Consider the following 25,005-nt stretch of genomic DNA (forward strand, 5'->3'; position numbering starts at 1 on the left):
GGACTTGGGGATGGACTCGGACTTGGAGAAGGTGATGGTGACGGACTCGGACTTGGGGATGGACTTGGACTTGGGGATGGTGATGGTGAAGGTGATCCAACACGCACAAATCCAATTAATTTAGGTCCTGGTGGTGGATTTTTTGCGTCGCATCGTCCGGGTAATTGATCTGAAGAAACCCTTTTAATTTTTAATGGCAAAGAAGGCGAGGGTTTGTAAGTGATTGAATAATTACTCCAATTGGTAAAGCCATTACAAAATCCTTGTGGGTCTTGCTCAACTTGATATACAAGTCCCGTAAAGGTTCTAGCGCTAATGGTACGTTTTAGAGCCTCAATTTTTTGAGGACTATCATTTTCAAAAGCGGGATTCCAAGTTGCATATTCTTCACCACCAAAATATGGTGGCGGTGGCTCAGGTTCCGGCTCAGGTTGTGGCTCTGGAGGAAAAGCTGTGTCAAAAACTGCATCTGCAATCATGCCACCAAGAACACCGCCGATTACACCGCCGATCGGTCCGCCTAAAGCAGTTCCGACAATTGAGCCAACAATGCCACCTCCCGCACCATAAGCAGCTTGCCCTGATGGCTGACCAGACGCAACACGGAAAGTAAAATCAATGGCAGCACCAACAGCAGTACCGCCTAAAGCACCTTTTGGGCTTGGCGTTGGTGCTGGAGGCTGAGCCGGTTTTGGAGTTGGTACTGGAGATAAGGAATTTGGAGTTCGTGTTGGCGCTGGAAATTGAGCCGGTTTTGTCGCTGGTTTAGGATTCGGTTTTGGGTCACCTACTGGTCTAGGACTGGGAATGTCACGCGGAATTGTTGCCGGGTCGGGAATTGTTTTGAAAGGAGCAGGATTTTTAACAGGTGGTTTTGGTAAAGGTCCCGGAACCGGATTTTTTGGTGATGGTTTTCTGAGTTGTTGTTCGCGAAGTTTGATAATCTCCTGTAAATCTTCTTCAGGAGTAATATTTTTTAATGGCTTATTTAAATGATTAAATTCATCAGGTGGTAAAACTTCAACTTCTCTAGGCAATGCTTTGTCCATTGCTTCTAGAGTTTTATCAAGTTGTTTGTTGAGATTTTTTAAATCATTAAGATTTTTCTGTTTGTTGTAAACCTCATAAACTGTTTTACTAAAATCATCAGGTGGTTTTGGCTCAAAATTTGGTTTGTAAGGATTACTTAAAGCACCACCTTCTACTGACCCTACATTAAAAGTCCCTTGCTTAGGTGCGGATCCGACATTGAAAGTTCCTTTAGAAGAGGAAGGGTCCGCAAAATCAAGAGGTTCAAATTGAAATTCTCTTTGAAATCTTGGTGGTTGTTGTGGTTGCGGTTCCCAATCCATACTTTTATTTTTTCCTTATGCTGCTACTTTAAAACTGTCAGGAATTGCAGTTTCTGATAGTGCCTCTGTATAAGTCCAAGGATTATTAGCGCCTGATAGGTGTTCGGCGGACATGGGCAAAGATACTCTTACTAGTAAGCGATGTTTATTATCAGCTTCAATAAAAAAAGTGCCGGCCTGACAGGTTCTTGCTGAGTAATTAGGAGCTTCGACTGCAGTCAAAGTTGGGTTAATAGCCGTGAGAGATAAGCCTATCCAAGCTGCGAGTTTTTCTAAAGTATCGATGTTTGAAGGAATATCGGTAGTTGAAAAAGCTGTCATTTTGAGTTATTAAAAGTAAGATACTTCAATCTTGTCTGTGCTAATAAATTTTGTAAATCAGTCTTTTTACTGTTGATAAATGTTATGTTTACAAACAAATATCCTGTATTTATACTAGATAATTTTTTAAGTGAATCAGATAATCACAAATTAATACGAGAAACTATTGATAAATCTGCAAGCTTTATTCAAAAAACAAACGATCCAAAATACCCAAAGCAACTTGGATGGGGTTCCCAGCAAGGATTTGAGCTTTGGAAATCTAATATTGCTGGAAATATCATTACTTATATGCGCGAAGTTTTAACTGAGCTTAAAATTCTGTCTTTGAATTTTGGAGAGATTGAAATTAGCCATAATGCTTACCAAAATCAAGGATTTTTATCTATTCATGAAGATAAAAGCTATCGAAGGTCCAGAAAAATAACCTTTGTTTATTACTACCACATTATTCCAAAATCTTTTACAGGTGGACAACTGCTTGTTTATCAATCTTCTGATTTGTCAGACATTAACACATACAGTGTTCCCGCGCTCATCGTTGAACCACTTAATAATCGTTGTGTTTTCTTTGCTAGCGAGGCTTATCACGAAGTTTTACCTGTAAAATGTGAGGATTTTAAATCAAGTCGTTTTAGCTTTTCCGGTTGGATTAATGAGGCATAGTGTTCCAGTTTTATGTAAATTCGGAACTTATACGGAAGGCTTCTAAGCATTAGCCAGAATAGATTTAAAGCAGCTATAACTAGTACTTAAAACTAAAAAAGTTCCGGTTTTACTCTCTTGCATGGTTAAACCGGAACTACATATGAAAAACTCTTTTAGCAAGTTTACATGAAAAATAACCGAAGTGGACAAGCACCTGTACTTACTGAATCGAACTATTCCAAAATCCGCAAGCAAATTAAAAATCGTAAATATCAGATTCTTTTGGATTTAGCTTGGTACACCGGTGAGCGGTGGGGCGCACTAGTGCAATTAAAGGTTGAAGACGTATACAGTCCTAACGGATCGCCTCAACAGGAAATTACTTTTCGGGCAAGTACTCGCAAGGCATCACCTGATGGCAAGCGGCACACTCGTCAAGTACCTGTTCACCCAGTACTAAGCGAATCTTTGCGAGGGTACAAACCTGATTCTGACTCAATTTGGTTGTTTCCTGATCGCACCGGTTCAAAGGCAATTACGACGCGGTGGGCGGATCGGATTTTGCGAGCTGCTGTAGAGAAAGCTGGTTTAGGGGCTTTGGGGATTAGCACCCATAGCACCAGGCGCTCGTTTATCACCCACTTGCATGAAAACGGGGTTGACTTGTACACGATTCAGAAGATTACGGGGCATAAGGACTTGAAAGCTTTGGGCAAGTACATTGACATTTCTGCTGATCGCGTCAAAGGAGCAATTGCAACCTTATGAAACCATTACTTTTGTTTTACAACAAGCTGGAAGATTCAAGGCAGTTACTGGAGGGACGCTTACTCCTAATTGACTCTGACTCCAGCACGATTAAGAACATTTACCGTGCTACTTCCGGCAGTGCGAATTGGCAGGAACACGACGAACTAGCGGTAAAAGGACGGGGAAGCATCCCACCGCAAAGCGATGTGGACATCCCACATTACACCGTTAGCACCATACCAATCCCAATGCCAAACCTCAAAGGAGTTGAAGGCAACTTTTACAAGATTGATCCGCACATGGTGCAAATCAATGGTCGGCAGCGGGGAGATTTTGGAGTACATCGAGATGCAAATATTCCTGGTAGTGCTGGGTGTATTGTACTGGGAACAGCGCCTGGGTGGGCGGGGTTTCAAGCCGATATGCAAAAACTAGCCGCGTCTGGAGTTCGAGTTATTCCCTTATTAGTGAGCTATATCCGATGACAGTGCAACAATCTTACCTTTTCTGCCAGATCGAAGAGTTTTACGCACTACTCCAAAAAGGTGACTATGACCACCCGCTGGATCTTGCTAAAAAACTGCAGGAACTTAGTGATGAAGCTTGGGACCAGGTTGAGGAACTTTATCAATCATGCGTTTGTATTGTTCCATAAGATTTGCTTTAAAATACTGTATACTGCCTTGACACAGGCATTACAGGATTTTAAGCCATGCTCAAACTGGGAAGAAATAGTACAAGCTGGGAGCCGACTTGGAAGCACGGGAAAACTAAAACCATCAGGGTGCCGATCACACTAGCTGACCAAATCTTGGAGTATGCTAGAGCGATTGATGCCAAGTCCCCTCCTGACCAGGAAAACCTCGCTATTGGTAGATGCGAGGTTTTTCAATGGCACATTCTCCAAATTTTGGATGAGTTTATTGAGGTTAAGCGCAAACAGTCACCCTCACACAGACATGACCCAAACATGCCTTTCCTGCGTGATGTGCCGACCTGGAGGAAGTTCAACGAGTTTTACCATTGGGTCAAGTTGAGAAAGTTTTGAGCAACTGCTTGATTTGTAATGGTGAATCACCGGATGCGATCGCCAATTCCACAGCTTCTTTCTTACGTTGAGATGACGGCTTGAGAGTACTACCAATGTAATGGCGGTGCAGCTTCCGCCCCTCCATCCAGGTATAGCGGTAGTACCAGTATTTATTCCCTCCCCTCTCTACCCAGTACCTCTCTACCCAATGAGTTTGCTTATCGTGTTGGTGAGCAGATTTTTTGGTGTCAAGTGTAACCTGCTCACCAACAAGGGTTTCTACTGTGTCTTTTGTCGTTTCTTCTGCAACTTGCTCACCAACACTTTGGTACGGAGACTGGGTGACCGTGTGTTGGTGAGCGGTTAACAAAGAAATTTGCTCACCAACAAGCTGCTGTTGTTGGTGAACAACTTCGTTCGTAAAATTACCTTGCTCAAAATTATCACAGTCCGGTTTCTCAACCGACTCGCGTAAGATTTCATCCCAGTAAGGATCATGAATTGTCTTAACTAAAGGTTCAACAACAATATCCAGAGATAACTGCGTTCCACGTAGTTTATTATTCATAATTTGAATTAGTGATTTTATTGTCTCTACTTCCATCAAGCAATTTGCTGGAAGTAGTTTTTATGTGTTAATCGCGTCTGGGAATAATTCATTCCAAGTAGTAAGATTCCCAAATTTGGCTAGTAAAAGATTGTAGTTACGTGTTGACTCCCAATAACGATTGACTAGGCAAGCACGTATCCACCCTTCAGGATTTTGAATTTTCTCAAAACCACCGCGTATCTCAAAGAGTGCAAGCGCGATTTTTATCTCATTAATTGGTCGGTCGAGAACCTCTTTTTGATTGTCGTCATAAACAATACCCGTATCTGCTAGCAATGCCTGATTCTCACAAATATTAGAATGCTGCTGCTGTTCATTCCCGGCGACGGTATATTGGTCGTTTGAGGGCTGTGAATTGTAACTGGAGTTGCTATTGTGCAACTTTTTTTCACGCTTTTTTGGGGGGTCTAACCACTCTAAGGGTTTGATTATTATTCTGTATATTTTCCAACAGAACTGCTTGAGAACGCCTATGACCCGACACTCAACTAACAGGTTGAACATCTTTTTTAGGTAGTGATGTGAGTATTTCTTCCCTCTCCACTTCTCTACCCAGTTATTGAATTCTGATAAATCTGGTTCGATTTCCGTGGCTAATTTACCTTGCCGTAGTAGCCATTGCCATAAGATTTTAGCGGCGTTAGGGATACGGTTTTGAAAGCAGAATTGCTCGTGCTTATCTGTCCATTCAGTGCTTTGTTGTGTCATAATTGTGGTTAGAAATTTACAGATAACTCATTAAGAATTAGACTCTTAAGCTCACAACTTAAGGGCTTTTTTTTTGGGATGGTTAAATGTGCAAAATAAAACCATCCGGCCGATAGCAGGATGGTTTATGAATCTTCCTCAAAGCGATCCTCTAAATCTTGTTGGAGCAATTCAAACTCCCCAATTCTTAGTTGAAGCTTTTCTACTTCGATTTCAAGTCGATTTTCTTCGTCCTCTAACCGTTTTTTCTCTTCCCTGATCCGAGATATCTCCTTTTCTCTCGCCGCCTTCTGATCGCGATAGTCGCCTATCAGTTGGCAAAGCATTCCCCCAATAGTTGGCGATTCGAGTCCGACGAAACTTGATTTCTCGCTATCCGCTCTATTAGTTCGCTTTTGCTTATGCCAAGAGAGTTCGCCTTGGCTTCCAGCAGTTCGGTTCCCTCTGGTGTCAGCGTGAACATAACGTTCCTCTTCCTCACACCGTGTATTGACTTCCTCGCCATTAATAATACCCATGTACAATACCTCCATTTTACCCATGTACTATCTTGCAATTTCACATTGGTAGTATTAGACTTTATTTAGTTGTACATGGGTACAATTTTTTTGACAAGTACTTTATCCGCAAAACCAGCAGAGATGGCAGCCTGCAAGCATTGAGCGAACGAAAGACCTGCCAGTGGTTACATGTCAGTCACACAAGAAACCTAGTTATATCAAGGAGTTCAAAAATTGTTAAGCAAATCTAAAGAACTCAAAAACTAAAGAAATTGAAGGAAATTCAATTATGACTACAACAACACTCAAAAATCAAAATTCAGCACTGTGGGAAGTATCAATTAACGTCCATACTCTAACTCTGGGTGATTGGCTAGAAATAGCCATAAAGGCTGAAGAGTCGGAATCATGGGCTTTTCAAGCATGGATAAGCAATAACGCAAGCCTTGCCGCGTTGAGTTTAGAAGATTGGAAAGAAGTAACTGATGAGATTGAACTTTTAGAGGGTTCTGCTGAAAAGTTGTATCAGTTTTATTCGGAGCGGACGTAGACGCACAAATCCAAAAACGCAAAAGGTGATAGCCAAACAGTAACGCGGCTATCACCAACTCAATATTCATTAGGAGCCATCATACCATGAACCAGTTATACACGACGCCCGAAGCCGCAAAGGAAACGGGCATACCAGAAGGCACAATTCGGGCTTGGTTAAGCCGTTATCCGGAAGCGTTTATCTCGGATGTTCACCTGGTGATCGAGAACGGTAAAAAATTTTGGACGGAAAAAGGTATCGAGCTACTGCAAAGTCGCCGTGCAACAGAAAATGCAACGCCATTGGCTGCAAACAGCGATGCAGTGGCAACAGAAGATGTAACAGATAACGCTGCAACTAGCGATGCAGGTCAATCACTACATGATGCAATGTTGAATGCATTTCTCGGTCAAGTTTCTCGTGAAATGGCTGCAGCATTCTGTCAGCAGTTACCGGGGCGGACGCTGCAAGAAATCCACCGGATGTTGCACTCGCCGTTGCAACAGGAGAGAGAAACCGTTACCCAATCGCTGCAAGAAGCGATGCAACTCCTACCTAGTCCGGGAAAGCGCAACGCGCTTCCACCCGCAATGGGAGAGGCGCAATGATTGCTATCAACGTGTTTTGGTCGCTACTTTTGGCAACTACACTTTGCACCATTGCAATTCGGTTGCATTTGGCAACAGGACGCGCACTGCAACACACAACACTACAAAAGGTATTGCAAGATGACCATTAACTAACGAACAAACTGCAAAAATCTTTGCTGCTAATTGTGTATGCGGTAAGAATTTAGCTACAGAGTATGACGAATGCATTGAAAAAGCTAAAGCCGGATTAGCCGATGGCAAGCCTTTTGAGCAAGTAAGAGAAGAAATCAAAGCCGACCTTCGAGCGAAGTATGGGAGATAAAAGTTATGCGTGATTTTGAAGAAGGCGAATATCTAGTTTGTCAGTCCTACCCATCTCCAAAATCCTTAAAGATGTTGAGCATCCAGTACAGAGGAAGCGACTACGATAACACTTTCCAAGAAGCTAGTAGTAGCGCTGATCTTGAGAATATGGGGAGAGATTACAGTGTTTGTAGCGTGTGTAAAGTGATCAATGGAGAGATTTACAAGTTAGACATTTTTCAAAAAGTGCAGGGCAAGTTGATTGAACCTGATGAAGACGAAGAATTATTCGACCTAACTGAAGAAGACGAACTCATTGCACAATATGGACGTTCAAACTTAGAGTTTGTGCGTGACCAAGAATGGGTTAGCGATGATTTAGAACGTTACTTAGGCAAGCTATGAATGACTCTGACCCAATCACGAGCGCGATCGCCACCTTAATAATGTGCATCGGCTTGGCGATACTCTTACCTTTCTTAGTGAAAGTTTCACCCGGCTTTCAATTAAGAATTGAATTGGATGTAAGCGGCAATCATGGTATCGAAAGCTACTCGCGGTAGCTCCCGCAAAATTTACCGCAAAACTTACCGCAATCGGTGACCGCAGTTTCCCGCACCTTAATTGAATAAAGCTTTGCGGTAAATGCGGTAAAAAGAGAACCAACTGAAAACACGTAGATAAAAGTTGACACTGTAGCAGTTCGAGGACACCGTAATGGAATTTGAAAAGCTAGGCAACAATGACCCTCAAAAACTAACAGCAATCAACGGTAAGAAAGGGAATGGATTTACTACTAACCCTAAGCAAATGGGCAGCCAAGCGCTATTACCGGAAGCACAAACAATGCTACAAGGCTTGTTTGAATCTAACGGCTTAAAGTGGGAGCCAATAAATATGGCAGATCCGAAGTTCAAAGACAAAGTAGTTGCTGCTAACAAAGTGGCTGAAGTTGTCAGAACAAACACTGCTGCCTTACCTCAAATGCTTAAAAACGTTGCCATGCTTATGCAAGGGCAAGTTAAGCTTGCTGAATTTTATGCAGCTTCCACACAAATAGTAGTTGACGGTAAGAAGTGCATTGATAGAGCTACTGCCAATGCTTTCCTAGCTTTAGCCGACTATCAACGGTATGGTCAATCCTTATCCCAGAAGGTTGATCGTAAAATCAAGGCATTGGATGCCAAGTATGAATTGATAGGGGAACTAGGAGAAGGTAAGCTACAAACCAGTTTGAAGCTGATCGAGGCACAAAAGCAAGCGGGCGAACAACGCCTTGAGGCAACAGAAGACTTACAGAAAAAGCGCCAAGACTTGCTAGCCGCTACTGCCATCAAGAGACAAAAAGACAAAGAATACATTCGCTTGGGGCATCTAGCTACTGCTAAGTAAAGAACCGAGGGGTTAAATTAACCCCTCCAAAACATATGCAACAAACAGAAATTACACCCAAACCTAGTGGCAAGAGTACCAAGTTTTATTTGCATTTGGCTAACTGGTCAGAGTTCTTTACTTGGTTTTCTATTGGAATAGCAGTATCGTTTCTTTGTCAGCTAGTACCAAAATTTTTTCTGTTGTATCCACTAGGATTTGTATTCGCTATTGGTTACTTTATTGTTAGTTTTTCAACAAACAAACAAGGTAATTTACTACGAATACTAGCAGTAATTAGCTCTTTAATTGGATTCTGGAATGTCTTTTATCTATATCGTGACAGCATTACTACCGCCGTAACTATCATTACAGTGCTGTTAGCAATGGGAGGTGCATTTGTATGGTACAATTTTCACTCAGAGAGATAGCAGCAAGTAGTTTCGGATTAGGAATAATAGGATTATCTGTTGCTATTCCTGGTTATTTAAGCGATTGGAATGAGTATTTGTTGTGTACGTCTATTGCTGGTTTTAAGTCTTGTACTCACAGGGCGTATTCATTTCAGGAGCCTCAACCACCTGGAATTGAACCGATAAAGCGATACTTTGCTGAACCACTAACCAAGGCGCTAGGCATTGGTTTCGCCGTCATAGCATTTCCCATTGCTGGGTATGCATCTCGCGAAATGGCAGAGAGTAAAGAGTTCAATGAAACAGTTGAGGCTGTTGATAAAATAGCAGCGCTTGATGAACATGTACAGCAACGCACTATCGACAACAAAATAAATGCAGATGCATATGAGGCAATGAAGTCTTACGAGTTAGCAGATGCTGTTGACAGGTTTAGAGAAACCTTTCGACAAGAAATCACCGTTGACGATATCGAAGCACAACTTGAAGCCGAACAGCAACGATTACAGCAAGTTCAAAACTACAAAGCTTTAGAATTTCAAGTGGAAAAGCAACAGCGTCAATGGTCACCAGAAGCGCAAAACTTTTACGCTTGGTTAATGAGTCGTCCAGAACTACCTGATATCTTAAATTCTGATTGGCTTGGAAAGCAAAGCTTCGACGGCAAGAAGCTTAACAAAGAACAATGGATACCTCTTGTTGAGCAGATTGTTGCTGAGGGATTGGCACAATGGATCGATGCACAAAAAAGTTTTCGGATCAAATGAGGTTAATTATGACCAAACATGACACTTGGGTAAAGTTAATACCTGATAGCCCTTACCAACCAATCCTGCATTTATTTCCTCACGGCATTCCCATGAGAGATCCCTTTCCAATGGAGCGTGCGAAGGAAGATGACGAGATCGTCTCTTTATGGATTATTGACCTGGACAGGCTTCTCAGTAGTCAGGCTGTTGCCCTAACTCAAATTACAGCACAACACCACAGCGTCAATCCAGAAGAAGTTGCGGCGGAGGCGATCTCCAAAGGTGGCTTCGCGATGAAAAGTGGATGGGTAGCAAGCATGGAATGTGGACCAGAAGGAATGCAGCGTACTAAGGAACTAGCAGATTTTTTAGAATCAGCACCACAGCCACTAAGCGAAAGTGCATTCCAAGCATTTTATAATAACCAACGCTCACGCTGGATCGACGGCGATGAAGTTCCTACACCATTTCCAGATGATTTTTCTGAAGTAGATCCACGGCTACAAACACCTGAATTAAAGGCGGCAATGACTAAAAATAAAATCAACAAAATGCTTGCCGGATATTCAGTTTTTGACGTTTTAATGGGAAAGGCAATGACTGATATTTTAAATACTATTGACCCAGATAACGAGTACAAATTAGTGGGATTAGATGATGAATGAAATTTTAAAAAACAACAATAATCTCCTACCAGATCCAGATTGGGATTATTACGAAACCTGGATGAAGTTGGTTGAAGCCAATTGCGAAATCGACCAAGCTCTTGAACTTATAAAAGCAGAAAAAATAGGTAACAGCGATTGCGATTTTCATGCTAACCAGCATGTACAAAACGCGATTATGGCTTTAGATTCAATCGATTTTGGCATCGATAAAGGTGATTATGACTAGCGCCTGATGAGCCGGATTAACCCGCCGGCGAAACGGGTCAAGTTAGCGGTAAAGGGTATGTGCTGTAGGCTGACAGTGGAGGCGATACCACCACACATACTTACCCGTCGCGGTCTGGGTCCAAACCAAACCGTCAGCTCATAATGTAGCAGTGTAGGGCTTTCAGTGAGAATCAAGCTTTTTTAGCTTTTTCGTTCATTCATAAGCTCAACTGCTATTTAAGGGCTGTTTCTATTGTGTCTTTAATGCCTTAAGAGTGAAATAAGCTCAACGGCTTTTGGGTGATTCAAAGGCTTGACACTATTAAAAAACACCGAATAATGCAACAGAATAACTCAAAAATATTGGGACTTGATGTAAGTAAGTCCTCTGTTTCTGCTTGTTTACTTGAGCAAAAACCAGAAGATCCGCGCCAGTTTTATTATGAGTGCAAATTTTATTGTTTTACTGCTAACAGTATCGGAATTAAAGCTTTGCTATCGCTCAATCCAGATGTTGCCGTAATTGAACCAACAGGTGTTAACTACAGTCGGTTGTGGGCAACGCACCTAAGTCGTGCTGGAGTTGATGTAAAATTAGTTGGGCATAAAGAACTAAGGCGTTACCGCGAAAATCAATTAGGCTTGCCTGACAAAGATGACGACGCCGACGCCCTTGCTCTTGCTTGCTATTACTTTGATTACGCAAATCAAAAGAGACGATTTGTTCAATTTAGAGATGAGCAGACAGCGCGTATTCGTGAGCTAGTGTTAAGACTTGTGCATTTAAATCGCGTGCAATCTCCTATTATTAACCGATTGAGACAAGACCTGGCGTGGCAATTTCCGGAAGTAGCCCTAATCAAATCGCAAAGGGGTAAGTCTGGGTGCATTCCGTTACTTTGGGGATGGCTAGCTTCCAAGCGTCCTTCAACGCGGTATGACCGTCTTTACTCACAAACAATTGGGTTAGGCATTACTAGTGCAGTTAGGTTACATGCTTGCCGAATCTGCGATCTTCAAATAGAAGAGCAAAGTATTGAATTAGAATTAACGCAAATACTTGCTGAACCAAAGTTTCGACCGTACCGTAGAGTGTTCAACGAGTTTGGGTTTGGCGATCGTCTCACGGCAATAATTCTCAGTGAAATTTACCCGCTGGAGAATTATTTTGGGGAAAACGGTTTACCAGAGGTGAGGGTTAGGAAAGGTAGGAAATCGGGTAAGCCTACCAAACGGCACCTGTCATTGCGTCGATTCCAAAAAGCTTTGGGGATGGCTCCATCTCAAAATTCATCAGGCGATACTAGCAAAATCAAGGTAGCAGGTGGCTCCGAGTTGTGTCGTAAAGCCCTTTGGCAATGGGTCTTTACAAGAATTGAGCCAAAAAACTCGCGTCTCAAGAATGAAATTGGTAAAAAACTTGGTAAGCAGCTAGATGACGAAAAAGCCGCTGGGCGACCACCAAGACTTGTGCGATCGCGCATCGCGGCAAAGGCGTGCAAGCTATTGTTTAAAGAATTGGTAAAAGAACTGGCTAGTTTTAACTTAAAGGACTAGAGTGAATGGGAACCATTGGAACTAAGTGCAAAATTAGACCGTATTATCAAAGAGTTGATAGTTAATAATTCAACCTTAAGACAGATGCGTTTCCCAAAAATTAGTCTTACCTTCCTCATACTACTATCTGCCGCTATTCCTTTTACTTTTGTGGAAGGAGCATCAATAGGAGCTTTACAGGAGAAGGAGCAATTACTAGCATCAAAAATTACAGTTAACCCATTGTTAGCACAGAAACAACAGCCTGAATCTAATCAGAATCAGGCGGAAGATGTATTTGAAGTTAAGTATTTGCCGACAGCATCAATGGAACCAACTATACGTAGTTCCACAAACTTAAAGCAGGCAGATTGGATCTTAGTTGATAAATTCGCTTATCGCTCTCAATTACCCAAGCGAGGCGATTTGGTTTTATTTGAGCCGACAGAAGAGTTACGACAACAAGAACATAGAGACTTATATATTAAGCGGATTATTGCTTTGCCTGGAGAACAGGTTGAACTTAAAAATGGCAAAGTATATATTAACAACCAACTCCTTCAAGAAAACTACTTATCTCCCACACAACTTACATCTGTAGATATTTGCACATCAGGACAGCAACCGCCCTTCTTATCTAAGCCGCAAATTATACCATCAAACTCCTATTTAGTATTAGGGGATAATCGTACACAAAGCTATGATGGACGTTGCTGGGGTGTTGTGGAAAGAAAAAATATCGTCAGTCAAGCTGTCAGAATCGTTATGCCGCCCATGCGTAAACGCGAGTTGGATGAAACGCGAAATAGTCAGCAACGTCAGAGTGAAAATTTATTTCTCAAACAGATCGGTTTGTTATAAACATTAACGCTTCTATGTGAATACAGTTGGTGAGAAGGGGAACTATAGGAACTAAGTCCAAAATAAAACAATTTTATGAAAGAATATTTCCATAGTTTTCTCTCCTACTGTAGTATGGGACTAATAGGGTTAAGTCTTTTCGCCCAAACAAATATCAACACAAAGCCCGTAAATTCCGAAACACAATCAACTCAGATTTCTACTAAAGTAGCGAAAACAGAATCTAAATCTGAGCCAGAATTGGTGAAAACTCCGCTACTTGCCAATCAACCAGTAGTAAAGATTAACCAACCACAACGAACGTTAAGTTTAGCAATCACAGTTGACGATCCTTCATTTCTTAAGGTTCAGCCAGGGGAAGAAATTACTGTTGGGCAAGTAATTAGCGATAATACCATTGAACGGGATCGCCTCAACAAACAACGTTCAGCAATTGAATTGCAAATCAAAAATCTTCAATCAAAAGATATTCCTAAGCCAGTAGTACCAGAAAAACTGTTACCAGCTAAAGTATTGCCAGCTGCTGACTATACGGAGGAGAAAGCTAATATAGTCCAGGCACAGATGAAACTAACTCAGGCGCAATTAATTTTAGCGTCACGCACACCTTGACTACGTTGCGACAACCCGGAGCGCAGGGCGGAGGTAGACAAAGCTGAGGCTCAGTTACGGCTTAATGCTAAAAAAACCACCGAACAAGAGAAACTCTTGCAGGCAATGAAAGATGGTGGGATGGAGCAACCGATTATTGAGCATGAGTCTGCTAAGCTAAGTCAGATTGCAGAAGAGCTTGAGCAAGCTAAATCTGGTTTTGAAAGAGAAAAAGCTTCGTTGAACGCTTCAGCAGTAGAACAGCAACAGCAGTTGCAACAACTTCAGTTAAATGTACAACTTGCCCAAAAAGATTTAGAGTTGGCAGCTTCAAAGTTAGTAACTGCTAAGTCGAAAAGAGAGTTGTTGGAGTATGATGCATCTGTTCGAGAAGTAGAGCGGAGGCAACGGGCTGCTCAGTTGCAGCAAGAGTATAGTCGGCAGCAGCTTTCCTATGCTCAGTCAATTCGCGATCGCGATTATCAACTGGCTCAATTAAATCTTTCTTTAAGCGCGATTGATGACAAATTAAGTCTTATTCCCGTAGTGAAAGCGCCGCGCAACGGATATATTCGGCGAGTGAAACCCTGGGTGGGTAACAATGGTAAGTATACGACAACTGTTATTATTAGTTCTACTCCTAACAAGTCCGCAAGTAGCGCTAGCCCAAAATGAAAAACGCTCTACTGCGATGGCACTTGTTTTAAATAACTATATGCTGGGAATTTTTCAATTGCGATCATTGCGATTAGGTGACGACAGTTGAATTATCTCAGAAAAACGTGAATACTTAACTGCATCAGTAGGGGTATCATCCGCTGACACTGCAAGTAACCCAATTTTTATATCCTCGAAATAAATCACACCCCCAATACGTCCTTCAACTTGGAAAGGTCCATGAAATAACCGATACTGTGCAACGTAGATCAACAAAAAGTTTGTAATTTTTATTGCAGAGCCAAACAAATGCTGACAAGTTTTGTGGACGACAGCATTTAGATATTCATTATAAGCAGGTTCACCCAGTTCAGTAAATTCTGGATCGTCCGCAAAATGATCCATATAAAATAACCATATATCGGACAAGTCTGATACATTCGTCAGTTTTTGCTTAAGTTCCTGCAATCGGTTGATTTTCATAGTGGATATTGAGGAGATCGGGCGAACAGACAGCACTGTTAAAAATATACCACAGCCCTGACTGTTGAAAGTTATTGTTCCTTGCCAAGGAAAAGCGATCGCACTTGTTACAAAAGTGGGTAGAGCGCACATTATACAAAATTATTGTTTCTGTCAAGTACACAATACAACCTATAAAATATATTGATTATTTAACTGAGAAGGTGAATAGCTCTATAATTCATAGTATTAATGGTTTACTCAGAATTAAAAGTTGATTGTAAATCAGAGTTTTTCATATAAATGTCTTATTAATCTCAGCTAGTATTTTTTTGGAAATACCTTTTTGACTTTTGTAACTTTATCCATGACCAAATCAATCTCATGAATGCAAAAACAACAATCATAAATGTATATTAATATTTCAGATGCTTTGAAGAGGAGTTAAAAGTATGTCAACTCAATTCTTTTTAGATGAAACTGATATAGACACATTAATAAATCTTTTACTACGTAGCCAACAATCAAGAACAAGAGAAGCACTATGTTTGAGCATTGGAATTGATCCTAAGCGAATTTCGTTTATCAGAGATTCTTCGGATTCTGACTTCTTTCTACTACTTATTAGGTATTTGAATGAGATCGGTGAAAAAGAAGCTCTTTGTAAACTTTGTTGTCAGGAACTATTTCCGGTTTTCCATCACGGAAAATATGCAAGTATTTTAACTGAAATTTCAATTAAACTCAATTGTAATCAGAAGTTAAGTCAGAACACAAATAATACACAGCCATCTCTTATCTCATCTATTCCTACTTCTATAGGTAACATTAATCCCTTTATTCAACTTGCTCAAAACAAATTAGTTATGGGTAGTGCAATTTTTCTAATTGGATTAGCAGGAGTTACCTTGTTTAACCAAAATAGCAAGTCGTTTAATAATTCGCATCCTCCTGAGCAGTCTGTCAGTCAAAACCCAAACGTTAGTCTAACCGCTCACAACCAAGATATGCATCAGCAAATCAGTAGTCTTTATCAAGAAGTGGTTAGACGAGAACCTACATCTCTTGAGTATAAGTATTATGTTGATTTGTTAAAAAGAGGAGAAAAATTAAATTCGATTCGTGATTGGATTACCAATACTTCTTCACTTCTACAAGATGGTAATATTATTTCAATGGAATGTCAAGGAAAAGAACTCACTAATTTTAAATGGTTAAGTTCTCGCTTAAACAATAATTCTGTAAGCTTAGCTTCTAATACTGATGCTAGTACTAAATGGAAAGTACACTTTATTGCAAATGGAGTAGTTGCCTTAGAAAATCAAGGAATAATTAATGCTCCAAAATGGTTAGATGGTTTAACGCACAATAGATCTGTTAGTTTAGCTCCCAATACAGAAGGAAACTATACAGGTACAAAATGGAGAATTAATATAATTGGTGATGGAGAAGTTGTTTTAGATAATCAGGGAGAATCAAAATGGTTAAATGGTGTAACACACAACGGTTCTGTTAATTTAGCTCCTAATACAGAAGAGCATACGGGTACAAAATGGAAAATTAGTAAGCAGTGAAAACTCCAGATTTTTTGCAGCTTTTCTCCTTGACACCAACCGCCTTGAAAGGGCGTGGGCGATCGCCAGTCTATCCGTTATTTATTGACATGGCACAATTGTGTTAAGTTTTTTCACATACATTGCTCCAATCGGCTCTCGATTCTCCCACTCTGCTTTATTCGGGTTAATTGTTCCAATCTCAATTTGAGCGCTATCACCGGACCACTTGTCATTGTAGTCAATATTACTAAAAAGAGCATAACCGTCGCTACTGGAAATCACCTCGTTATAAACATCATCCTCCGGAGTAGCCGCATAGTGCTTTTTGTTCGCTGCTAATCCTGTCACCAAAAGCTGAGAAAAACCCACTTTACAAAACTTCTGTCCTGCTGGAGGTTGGGGTGAAGTGCCGCCGCTTGTGCCACCAGTGCCGGAGCCACCAGAAGCACCAGTACCAGAGCCTGTACTTCCTCCTGTGTTACCGCCTGAACCAGTACCACCACTCGTACTTCCTCCAGTACCGCCACTTGTTCCTCCAGTGCCGGAGCCTGTACTTCCTCCAGTACCGCCGCTTGTTCCTCCAGTGCCGGAGTTACCAGAACCTGTACCACTGCCCGAACCAGTACCCGCGCTGCCTGTACTGCTACCGGAGCCAGTACCCGAACTACCACCACCAGTACCCGAACTACTACCCGAACCACTGCCTGAACCGCTAGTACCGCTCGTTCCTCCTCCACTAGTATTACCACCACTGCCACTACTACCATTATTTGCAAGCATTTGTGTTTCTGGCGAAAAATTTGGTGCTATGTTTTGTTGCTTCCAAGTATCTTCAGGTATAGGATTTATCGGTGTTGGTGGTGGGTAAGAAACATATAACATTCCTTTACGGCAAGCTATTCCCCGCTCTGGCTTAGAGTTAGTAGAATAAGCCTTACCTTCTGTTATGAAAGCACTGGGGACAATACTATCTAATTTAATCGTAATAAAACCACATAAATTAGCTCGTAAGTTTTTACTCTTGTTCTGAGAAAGAAGCTTGATAGTCACGGCGCTGCTGGGAGTTAAACCAGAAATGGCGATAAATTTAGTTGACGTCACCCAAATTTCTTTTTGAGTAACTATTTGATTTTCACATTTGGGCGTTTCCTTTTTTGACAAACCCGGAGCAAATATAAACCCATATGTAATACTTGCTTTTTCATCTATAATTTCAAATTTGTCTCCTGGTTGAAAATTCTTCGAGGGTTTAAACTGCAAAATACCACATTTATTAGAAGTAGCCGCCCGTAATAACGGCATTCCCCCAAAGTCAACTTGGTAAGTTTTGTTATTCTCAAGCCCTCTAATATAGTAGTATCCATCGCTGCTCCTGTATCCCACCTGGGCAAGTGCAGGCTTAAAAAGTAAAAAGTAAAAAGTAAAAAATAAAAAGTAAGATAAATTCAATATTTCTTTCTTTTGCCTTTTAACTTTTAACTTTTGCCTTGTTTTGTCCAACTGCTTTAACCATACCAACGCAATATAAACTCTCATAATTTATGCGGTAAAAAATAATCGGCGGCTACCATTATAACCGCCGAGTTTAACAGGAATTGTGAATTCTAAGTGCTAATTTTAAGGTGTCCAAACCGCAGGAACATAACCACTACTTACACCCTGAATAGTCCGGCAGTAAGGCGGAACTTGTGCGTCTGGTAAAGAAGCCAAGGTATATTCAGTAGTGTCAACATTGAAAGTTGCAGGTAATGTTTGTCCTGTGCTTGCCTTTAAAACTCCAAATCCACAAGCATTTACAGACACTGATTTAGTCGTCGGTTGAGGAAGTTCAATCGATGCTGCTGTGTTTGCCGTCTTGCCGACAATGACTACTTGCCCACTGGGTGTTTTAAAATTGTTCGATCTAGGTTCGGCGAATGTTCCATTCACACATGATGGTAAGGTTTGTGTTGCTAATGAAGCCGTATCTACAGCAGTTCCATCAACTTTTAAGCCTGTAAAAGAACCACTCGAAGGAACAGAAATTTTAATTTCACCGCAAGCGCCAACTATTTTCGCACTAGGTTTGGATTGTGAACCTAGATTGACTTGAACTTTGCTTCCTGGGGAAGCACTAAAAATAACTACAGTGTTGCCTCCATCGGTGGCTTTGTACACTGAGTTGTTATTGTATTTAATTGCTAATACAGGCTTAGTTGATGCGACAGCATAAGCCGTTACCAATACTAGACAAAGAATACTTTTAATTTTCATAGCGAGTCGTACACTCCAGACACAAATATTTATGCTGAGTCCATATTATGAAAAACTATTGCCATGTAAATGAGGGGAAATTCTTAGACTATTTTTCCTTGTCGAGGGTAAGATCTTCAAAATAATTTCAGTATTATTACTTATTTTTTATTTTATAGGTATATTTTTTTAACTAAAATAGCAAGAATCAGCATTAATAGCATTTAGTCAAGGTCTATCTACGAAGGTTAAAAATGATGATAATTTACAGTTTTTTCTTGCAATCAACACTTAGGTTTGAATATCTCTTTAAGATTATTGCACAACAAATCACTGGTAACCAGTGAACGAGTTCATTGTTATCAACGCTCTCGCAGTGCCAAATATTTTTAAAAATCAGTATTTATATTCTTGGTATAATCTCTTATATTGATGCAAGAATTGATACTTTAAATGTAATTACTGAACATCAAATAGTCGTCGTAGGAGTACAACTTTTTTTTTGCCTCACGCTCTACGCCCAGACGCCAAGGTCGGCATCTTGAGAGATATTAATTGTAAGGTACGGGCAAGATGCCCATCCCACAAGAAATATTTTTTCATTCCGCACTTTATGCAACCCTGCCTCTCAATCACCTAAAAACTCGGCTTTCCTCGCCAACGCCCTTCACTTATTTAATCTTTACTTTATAATTTGGCGCAAAACAGGTACAATGTACGAATAATTTAGCGGTTGACATGTCCAGTTGCCGTACCTCCATTCTTTGAGAGAGATTCAATGGCGTCTAATGAAGTGCATGAATCAGATATTGCTACTCGCTTAACGGCGATCGAAGTGCAGTTACAACAATTCAATCAGATTTTGTCAAGTCTGAGCGATCGCATTACTCAGTCAGAGCAAAATTTCCTCCTTATTGCAGATATACATAAATACAAAAAGCTGCAAGAGTTATTAGCGGCAGGCGACCTGCGCGAGGCTGACTGGGAAACTATTCGAGTCATCCAAGCAATTACAGGAGAGCCTGATTTGGGAGCAATCACTCCCGATGATATGAGGCAGTTTCCCTGTGATGAACTGCAGGTGATTGACAACCTCTGGACAAAATATAGCCAAGGTCGTTTTGGCTTCAGCGTGCAAATCCAGATTTATCAGAGTGTGGGAGGTTCATTTGATACAACTATCAACCAAGATAATACGGTAATAGAGAAATTGGGGGAGCGCGTTGGTTGGCGATTGAATCATAAATGGCTAAAGTGCGATGACCTAGATTACACTATAGCTGCACCGATAGGTTGTCATCCTTCACGATGGTGGAATTCTCCCTTTGGTTCAAAAATGACAAACTATTTCTTTAATCGTCTGCTTGTATGTGGTATTTGAGCTAGAGAAATTGCTAATTGCTAATATTTCGCTCAGGTTAGAAATATGTCTAAAGCAGGGTTTTTATTCACACAAAATAAAGTAATATACGCAGCCCTTATAGCTTCTATCTTAACCAGCGCCTGCGGTCAAGGCAAACCCACTGCCAAAGCAAGCGTTCCGAAACCAATTCCAGTTAAGTTGCAGTTATTAGAGTCGAGCAAGGTTTCTGAGGTTTCAGAGTTTGTGGGTAGGTTGGAAGCTCAGCAAAGAGTTTCGCTGCAACCACAGATCCAAGGTAGGATCGAAGCGATACCTGTATCGTCAGGAGATAGAGTCAAGCAAGGAACGCCCATTGTGCGGCTGCGTCCAGATAGCACTCAGCCAGAATTGAATAGTGCGATCGCCAGAGTTAACTCAGCTAAATCTGCCTATGGCACAGCCCAAGCAGAAGTGCGTGTAGCAGAGTCACAACGTATCAGGGATGCGGCAAACGTAGAACTTCAAACAGTGCAATTCCGACGGGCGCAGCAACTAGTCTCTCAAGGAGCGCAGGCAAAGCAAGAGTTAGACATTGCCCAAAATAATCTCAAGACAGCAACCGCTACCCTCCGTGCTTCTCAAGATCGAGTAGATTCTGCTAGAGCTAGTTTAAATCAAGCACTAGCTAACATCCGACAAGCTGAGGCAGATGCAGCTACAGCGAGAGTTTCTTTTCAGTATAAACAGGTGTTAGCACCAATTACCGGAGAGGTGGGCGACTTCCCAGTTAAGGTAGGAGACTACGTTAACACTGGTCAAACTTTAACCACTGTCACCCAAAATGACAATCTCTTCCTGCGCATCTCAATTCCCACCAACCGTACCGCACAACTACGGCGTGGATTACCAGTAGAACTGGTTGATCCCAATACAAAAAAACGCTTGAGTACCGGAAGTATTAACTTTATATCTCCAGAAGTAGATACAGGATCTCAAGCTGTGCTGGTAAAAGCTCGCTTTCCCAACCAAAATGGTAGCTTACGCGAAGGGCAGTTTGTCCGCGCACGAGTCATATGGAGCGAACGTCCGGGTGTTTTGCTTCCTACCGTTGCTGTATCTAATGTTGGGGCGCAAAGCTTTGTCTATGTAGCACAGAGTTCAGGTGCAAAACAAACTGTGCGACAACAACCAGTAAAATTAGGAGCAATTCAAGGTCAAACTTACCAAGTACTAGAAGGAGTTCAAGTGGGCGATCGCATTGCCGTCACGCAAATTCTTAACCTCAGAAATGGTACCCCCATTCAGCCTGAGTCGTAAACGCATCCTCAACCCAATCATTTCACTCCCCGACTATGAGTATCGCTGATATTTTCATTAAGCGACCAGTCTTCACTACAGTTTGTACTGTACTGATACTGTTAGTGGGAGGAATCTGTATTCCCCTCCTCCCCTTAGATAAGCTACCCGAAATGGCTCTCAAGCAGGTGACAGTCACTGCTAACTATCTTGGTACTGATGCCAAAACAGCAGAAGACAACGTTACAACTGTGCTGGAGCGGGAAATTAACGGCACGGAACGAGTAGTGTACATGTCATCGCAAACGACAAATGATGGCACCACCACTATTAACGTTTCCTTTCCCACAGATATGGATAGGAATACGGCACAAGTACTCGTCCAAAATAACGTGGCGATTGCCGAAGCCACCCTACCAGAGGAAGTCAACCGCGTTGGTGTGACTACCCAGAAGCAATCTCCTACCATTACTCTTGCCTACGCCTTTTACTCCGAAAAAGACAAGAACGGAAAATTCATTTACGATAACGTTTTCGTAAGCAACTACGTTGACAGACAAATTTTTGATGAGATTAAACGGATTGAAGGCGTCGGTTCGGTAAGAATTGTCGGAGAACGTAAATATGCCATGCGCGTCTGGCTTGATCCCGATGCTCTCGCTGCCAGAAATTTGACTGCACAAGATGTTATCAATGCGATTTCTGAACAAAATATCCAGGTTGGGGCAGGCAGAATTGGGCAACAACCGACGCCCGCCGAACAGCAGTATGAAATTGCCCTGCGTGCCAATGGTCGATTTACTACTCCGGCAGAAGCAGAAGACATAGTGGTACAATCTGGTAAAGATGGCACGCTGATCCGGTTAAAAGATGTCGGTCGAGCCGAAGTAGGAGCAGAAAACTATAGCGCTACAACTTTATTTGACGGCTCACCAGCAGTGATTTTGCTAGCTTACCAACTGCCCGGTACAAACGCTTGGAATACAGCCAACGCCATCAAAGCGAAAATGGCAGAGTTGATCCCGAATTTTCCGCCTGGGTTAAAGACGACGATTGGTTTGGACAATACTTTGTTCGTAGCAGCTTCTCTTGATGAAGCTTTTAAAACTTTGATGGAAGCGATCGCTCTGGTATTCCTAGTCATCTTCATCTTTTTACAAGATTGGCGTACCACGATCATTCCTGCCCTTGCCATTCCCGTATCCTTAATTGGCGCGATGGCAATTGCCTATACGCTGGGGTTTACTTTAAATCAGTTAACCATATTTGGGATCATCTTAGCAACAGGTCTGGTGGTGGATGATGGGATTGTGGTAGTGGAGGCGATCGCTGCCAAACTTGAGCAGGGTATGAAACCACTGCAAGCAGCCTTAGATGCCATGCAGGAACTTACTGGGGCAGTCGTCGCTACATCAGTAGTATTGATGGCTGTCTTTATACCAGTAACATTCTTTCCCGGTACAACCGGCATTGTATACAGGCAATTTGCGCTGATTATCGCTTTCGCCATTGCGATTTCTACCTTCAACGCCCTCAGCTTTTCTCCTAGTATGTCAGCCATTATCATGCGGCGACAACAGGAAGTCCACGGTCCATTAGGCTTGTTTTTCCGCTGGTTTAATAAAGTGTTTGGTTGGTTTACGGCGGGATATGTTAAGATAGTAGAATTTTTGATTCGGATTCGGTGGTTGGTGTTACCAGTATTTATTGCGGGTTTGTTAGCCACAGGTTGGATTTACCAAACTACGCCCCAAGGATTTATCCCCGATGAAGATCAGGGCTATTTTTTTACAATTGTTGAAGCGCCACCAGGAGTGTCTTTAAACCAAAGCGTTGATATAGTGACGAAGATTACTGACATTATCAAGCCACTACCTGAAGTTGAGCATGTGGTTGGTAATGCTGGCTTTGGTTTTGAGGGTAATGCCAGCAACAAGTCGCTGTTTTTCGTGAAGCTTAAAGATTGGAAAGAGCGTCATGGTGGGGAGCATTCAATCTTTGGCATTGTGAAAAAAATCAACCAAGAGTTGCGGGCAAAAATTCCCGGGGCAACAGCGATCGCCGTTAATGCACCACCAGTAGATGGGTTGGGTAGCACAGGCGGCTTCGAGTTCTTTGTCCAAAATAGACAAGCCCTGCCAATGGAAGCGCTGATCGATAACGCCCAAAAAGTGATTGCGGCAGCTAACAAGCGACCGGAACTAGGAGGTGTTTTTACCCAATTCACCGCCAATACTCCGATGATGCAGATTTCCATCGACCGCAACCAAGCCAAGGCACAGAACATCCTGGTAAGTGATATATTCAGCACTATGCAGACATACCTGGGTGCAAGATATATTAATCAATATGTACTTGGTGGACGACTGTATCGGGTTTATGCCCAAGCAGAGGGGACAGTGCGATCAAATCCTGAAGACATTGGGCGCTTGTATGTACGTTCCCAGAATGGGAATCTTGTCCAACTTAGTACTGTGGTGCAAATGGAAAGATTTACCTATCCACCTGTGATCACTCACTTCAACGTCTACCCGTCAATTAAACTTCAAGGATCTCCAGCACCAGGCTACAGTACAGGACAAGCAATTCAAGCAATGGAAGAAGTGGCAAATGAAGTTTTGCAACCTGGATTTAGCTTTGCTTGGACAGGGACTGCTTTTCAGGAAAAATCTTCTGGCGGTGCTGCGCCAATAATTTTTGGCTTAGCCTTCGTCATGGTTTTCTTGGTGCTAGCCGCGCAGTACGAAAGCTACATCGATCCTACCATCATCATGATTACCGTACCTCTGGCAATTTTAGGTGCTCTTGGTGCAGTAGTGTTCCGCGCCAATGTTTTCCAGCAAGGTGGCATTTGGCCTGCAATTAACAATAACATCTATGCTCAAGTAGCACTAGTGATGCTGATTGGTTTGGCAAGTAAGAACGCAATTTTGATTGTGGAATTTGCTAACCAGTCGGCAGAATTAGGGATGAATTATACCAGAGCGGCAATCCGCGCTGCTGAAGAACGCTTGCGACCAATTCTCATGACTGCTTTGTCTGGTTTAGTTGGTTTTTGGCCTTTGGTGATTGCTTCTGGCGCTGGAGCAATGAGCCGTTGGTCTTTGGGAACGGCGCTGTTTGGTGGTTACTTGATTTCCACAATTTTAAGTTTGTTTTTAGTTCCTGTGTTGTATGTTGTGATTAAGAACCAAGAAGAGCGTTTCTTGAAACCTGGTAAGCCTAAATCTTCTCAACAAGGTGAACCACCTCAGGTTCATTCGGAACAGAGGGAACAAGCGCTTTCTAGAGTTCAGGCTACTGCTCAAGAGGAGTGAGGGTTTGAGAAATAAACCGCACAGACGCTGAGGACACAGAGGAAGAGAAAGCACTCGTCTACGAACTGATGTGCGGATTGCTATGTAGCGATCGCTCGTTTGTATGCAACATGATAATTGGAAACGGCTGTTGTTTTATAACCGAAGTATTTTTCCTTTGGAGGTAATACAAATGTTTAAAAAATGGAATTTAGATGATTGGATAAATCACATTTTGTTTACGATTACTATTGTCTATCTATTTTACTCTTTCTTCCTGCACCATTAGTCGTAATAGCTAATTCGCTCGTAGTCAGCGCTTCAGCGCTGAAGCGCTGACTACAAACCTTTAATTTTTGATACCTACCTACTTATCAGTCTTTAAAACAATTTTTGATTTTAATTTAGGTTATGAACATTAAAT

The 25,005-nt window shown here is 41.9% G+C and carries 30 protein-coding genes and 1 pseudogene; 23 read left to right on the forward strand and 8 right to left on the reverse strand.

Going from position 1 to position 25,005, the window contains the following annotated elements:
* Positions 1–1,352 (reverse strand): annotated as a pseudogene (locus ICL16_RS14130) (hypothetical protein); the annotation flags it as partial.
* 15 nt (positions 1,353–1,367) lie between these two features.
* On the reverse strand, positions 1,368–1,673 hold the full coding sequence (locus ICL16_RS14135; protein WP_190828644.1) for a glucose-6-phosphate dehydrogenase: 306 nt from the start codon (positions 1,671–1,673) through the stop codon (positions 1,368–1,370).
* An 84-nt stretch (positions 1,674–1,757) separates the two neighbouring features.
* Between ICL16_RS14135 and ICL16_RS14140 the strand changes: the two genes are divergently transcribed.
* The 5 genes from ICL16_RS14140 to ICL16_RS14160 all read left to right on the forward strand — a co-directional run bounded on the left by ICL16_RS14140 (position 1,758) and on the right by ICL16_RS14160 (position 4,119).
* Entirely contained in the window at positions 1,758–2,339 is a 582-nt protein-coding gene (locus tag ICL16_RS14140) for a 2OG-Fe(II) oxygenase (protein WP_190828646.1), read from the forward strand.
* Between the two features lie 168 nt (positions 2,340–2,507).
* Entirely contained in the window at positions 2,508–3,089 is a 582-nt protein-coding gene (locus tag ICL16_RS14145) for a tyrosine-type recombinase/integrase (protein WP_190828648.1), read from the forward strand.
* Positions 3,086–3,556 carry a hypothetical protein gene (locus ICL16_RS44850; protein ID WP_202895551.1) on the forward strand — a complete coding sequence of 157 codons (471 nt, stop codon included), beginning with the start codon at positions 3,086–3,088 and terminating at the stop codon, positions 3,554–3,556. Before ICL16_RS14145 ends, ICL16_RS44850 begins: the two co-directional genes overlap by 4 nt.
* Complete coding sequence (locus ICL16_RS14155; RefSeq protein ID WP_190828650.1) at positions 3,553–3,726, forward strand: hypothetical protein; 174 nt, start codon at positions 3,553–3,555, stop codon at positions 3,724–3,726. Before ICL16_RS44850 ends, ICL16_RS14155 begins: the two co-directional genes overlap by 4 nt.
* 57 nt (positions 3,727–3,783) lie before the next feature.
* Complete coding sequence (locus tag ICL16_RS14160; protein WP_190828652.1) at positions 3,784–4,119, forward strand: hypothetical protein; 336 nt, start codon at positions 3,784–3,786, stop codon at positions 4,117–4,119.
* Here ICL16_RS14160 and ICL16_RS14165 read toward each other — a convergent pair.
* The 3 genes from ICL16_RS14165 to ICL16_RS48020 form a co-directional block, all read right to left on the reverse strand.
* Positions 4,100–4,669, reverse strand: coding sequence for a DUF4102 domain-containing protein (locus ICL16_RS14165; RefSeq protein ID WP_190828654.1), 570 nt, complete (start codon positions 4,667–4,669; stop codon positions 4,100–4,102). The genes ICL16_RS14160 and ICL16_RS14165 overlap by 20 nt on opposite strands.
* A 60-nt stretch (positions 4,670–4,729) precedes the next feature.
* Positions 4,730–5,419 carry a hypothetical protein gene (locus tag ICL16_RS14170; RefSeq protein ID WP_190828656.1) on the reverse strand — a complete coding sequence of 230 codons (690 nt, stop codon included), beginning with the start codon at positions 5,417–5,419 and terminating at the stop codon, positions 4,730–4,732.
* A gap of 125 nt (positions 5,420–5,544) precedes the next feature.
* Positions 5,545–5,937, reverse strand: coding sequence for a hypothetical protein (locus ICL16_RS48020; RefSeq protein WP_238360774.1), 393 nt, complete (start codon positions 5,935–5,937; stop codon positions 5,545–5,547).
* A gap of 271 nt (positions 5,938–6,208) precedes the next feature.
* On the opposite strand from ICL16_RS48020, the gene ICL16_RS14185 reads away from it, so the two are divergent.
* The 14 genes from ICL16_RS14185 (at position 6,209) to ICL16_RS14245 (ending at position 14,415) form a co-directional block, all read left to right on the forward strand.
* Positions 6,209–6,469: a hypothetical protein gene (locus ICL16_RS14185; RefSeq protein ID WP_190828662.1), complete on the forward strand. Its 261-nt coding sequence runs from the start codon at positions 6,209–6,211 to the stop codon at positions 6,467–6,469.
* An 86-nt stretch (positions 6,470–6,555) separates the two neighbouring features.
* Complete coding sequence (locus ICL16_RS14190) at positions 6,556–7,059, forward strand: MerR family transcriptional regulator (protein WP_190828664.1); 504 nt, start codon at positions 6,556–6,558, stop codon at positions 7,057–7,059.
* A complete protein-coding gene (locus tag ICL16_RS46810) occupies positions 7,056–7,190 on the forward strand; it encodes a hypothetical protein (RefSeq protein ID WP_273038712.1) in 135 nt (44 codons plus the stop codon). Before ICL16_RS14190 ends, ICL16_RS46810 begins: the two co-directional genes overlap by 4 nt.
* A gap of 178 nt (positions 7,191–7,368) precedes the next feature.
* Positions 7,369–7,749: a hypothetical protein gene (locus ICL16_RS14195; protein ID WP_190828666.1), complete on the forward strand. Its 381-nt coding sequence runs from the start codon at positions 7,369–7,371 to the stop codon at positions 7,747–7,749.
* On the forward strand, positions 7,746–7,907 hold the full coding sequence (locus ICL16_RS14200) for a hypothetical protein (protein WP_190828668.1): 162 nt from the start codon (positions 7,746–7,748) through the stop codon (positions 7,905–7,907). Before ICL16_RS14195 ends, ICL16_RS14200 begins: the two co-directional genes overlap by 4 nt.
* A gap of 154 nt (positions 7,908–8,061) precedes the next feature.
* Entirely contained in the window at positions 8,062–8,736 is a 675-nt protein-coding gene (locus tag ICL16_RS14205; RefSeq protein ID WP_190828670.1) for a hypothetical protein, read from the forward strand.
* A gap of 35 nt (positions 8,737–8,771) precedes the next feature.
* The gene (locus tag ICL16_RS14210) at positions 8,772–9,146 is read left to right on the forward strand and encodes a hypothetical protein (RefSeq protein WP_190828672.1); all 375 of its coding nucleotides are present in this window, start codon (positions 8,772–8,774) and stop codon (positions 9,144–9,146) included.
* Positions 9,119–9,895 carry a hypothetical protein gene (locus ICL16_RS14215; RefSeq protein ID WP_190828674.1) on the forward strand — a complete coding sequence of 259 codons (777 nt, stop codon included), beginning with the start codon at positions 9,119–9,121 and terminating at the stop codon, positions 9,893–9,895. The genes ICL16_RS14210 and ICL16_RS14215 overlap by 28 nt, the downstream gene beginning before the upstream one ends.
* An 8-nt stretch (positions 9,896–9,903) precedes the next feature.
* Entirely contained in the window at positions 9,904–10,542 is a 639-nt protein-coding gene (locus tag ICL16_RS14220) for a hypothetical protein (protein ID WP_190828676.1), read from the forward strand.
* Positions 10,532–10,771 (forward strand): hypothetical protein, encoded by a 240-nt coding sequence (locus ICL16_RS14225; RefSeq protein ID WP_190828678.1) that lies wholly within the window; start codon positions 10,532–10,534, stop codon positions 10,769–10,771. The genes ICL16_RS14220 and ICL16_RS14225 overlap by 11 nt, the downstream gene beginning before the upstream one ends.
* Before the next feature lie 320 nt (positions 10,772–11,091).
* The gene (locus tag ICL16_RS14230; protein ID WP_190828680.1) at positions 11,092–12,309 is read left to right on the forward strand and encodes an IS110 family transposase; all 1,218 of its coding nucleotides are present in this window, start codon (positions 11,092–11,094) and stop codon (positions 12,307–12,309) included.
* Positions 12,310–12,324: 15 nt separating this feature from the next.
* Positions 12,325–13,149: a signal peptidase I gene (gene lepB, locus ICL16_RS14235; protein ID WP_238360775.1), complete on the forward strand. Its 825-nt coding sequence runs from the start codon at positions 12,325–12,327 to the stop codon at positions 13,147–13,149.
* Between the two features lie 75 nt (positions 13,150–13,224).
* Positions 13,225–13,761, forward strand: a complete 537-nt coding sequence (locus tag ICL16_RS14240; protein WP_190828684.1) for a hypothetical protein — start codon at positions 13,225–13,227, stop codon at positions 13,759–13,761.
* 96 nt (positions 13,762–13,857) lie between these two features.
* On the forward strand, positions 13,858–14,415 hold the full coding sequence (locus ICL16_RS14245; protein WP_190828685.1) for an HlyD family secretion protein: 558 nt from the start codon (positions 13,858–13,860) through the stop codon (positions 14,413–14,415).
* Between the two features lie 54 nt (positions 14,416–14,469).
* Here ICL16_RS14245 and ICL16_RS14250 read toward each other — a convergent pair whose 3' ends face one another.
* Positions 14,470–15,012, reverse strand: coding sequence for a hypothetical protein (locus ICL16_RS14250; RefSeq protein ID WP_238360776.1), 543 nt, complete (start codon positions 15,010–15,012; stop codon positions 14,470–14,472).
* A 299-nt stretch (positions 15,013–15,311) separates the two neighbouring features.
* Between ICL16_RS14250 and ICL16_RS14255 the strand changes: the two genes are divergently transcribed.
* Entirely contained in the window at positions 15,312–16,433 is a 1,122-nt protein-coding gene (locus ICL16_RS14255; RefSeq protein WP_190828687.1) for a hypothetical protein, read from the forward strand.
* 81 nt (positions 16,434–16,514) lie between these two features.
* Here ICL16_RS14255 and ICL16_RS14260 read toward each other — a convergent pair whose 3' ends face one another.
* Complete coding sequence (locus ICL16_RS14260; protein WP_190828689.1) at positions 16,515–17,951, reverse strand: hypothetical protein; 1,437 nt, start codon at positions 17,949–17,951, stop codon at positions 16,515–16,517.
* An 81-nt stretch (positions 17,952–18,032) separates the two neighbouring features.
* On the reverse strand, positions 18,033–18,668 hold the full coding sequence (locus ICL16_RS14265; RefSeq protein ID WP_202895552.1) for a hypothetical protein: 636 nt from the start codon (positions 18,666–18,668) through the stop codon (positions 18,033–18,035).
* A 757-nt stretch (positions 18,669–19,425) separates the two neighbouring features.
* On the opposite strand from ICL16_RS14265, the gene ICL16_RS14270 reads away from it, so the two are divergent.
* Genes ICL16_RS14270 through ICL16_RS14280 form a run of 3 tightly spaced genes read left to right on the forward strand, consistent with a single transcriptional unit; the run spans position 19,426 to position 24,602 of the window.
* The gene (locus ICL16_RS14270) at positions 19,426–20,028 is read left to right on the forward strand and encodes a GUN4 domain-containing protein (RefSeq protein WP_190828691.1); all 603 of its coding nucleotides are present in this window, start codon (positions 19,426–19,428) and stop codon (positions 20,026–20,028) included.
* 45 nt (positions 20,029–20,073) lie between these two features.
* Positions 20,074–21,306, forward strand: coding sequence for an efflux RND transporter periplasmic adaptor subunit (locus tag ICL16_RS14275; protein ID WP_190828693.1), 1,233 nt, complete (start codon positions 20,074–20,076; stop codon positions 21,304–21,306).
* A gap of 35 nt (positions 21,307–21,341) precedes the next feature.
* The gene (locus ICL16_RS14280; protein ID WP_190828695.1) at positions 21,342–24,602 is read left to right on the forward strand and encodes an efflux RND transporter permease subunit; all 3,261 of its coding nucleotides are present in this window, start codon (positions 21,342–21,344) and stop codon (positions 24,600–24,602) included.
* Positions 24,603–25,005: the final 403 nt, after the last annotated feature.

The sequence above is a fragment of the Iningainema tapete BLCC-T55 genome (assembly GCF_014698965.1).
Lineage (GTDB): Bacteria > Cyanobacteriota > Cyanobacteriia > Cyanobacteriales > Nostocaceae > Iningainema > Iningainema tapete.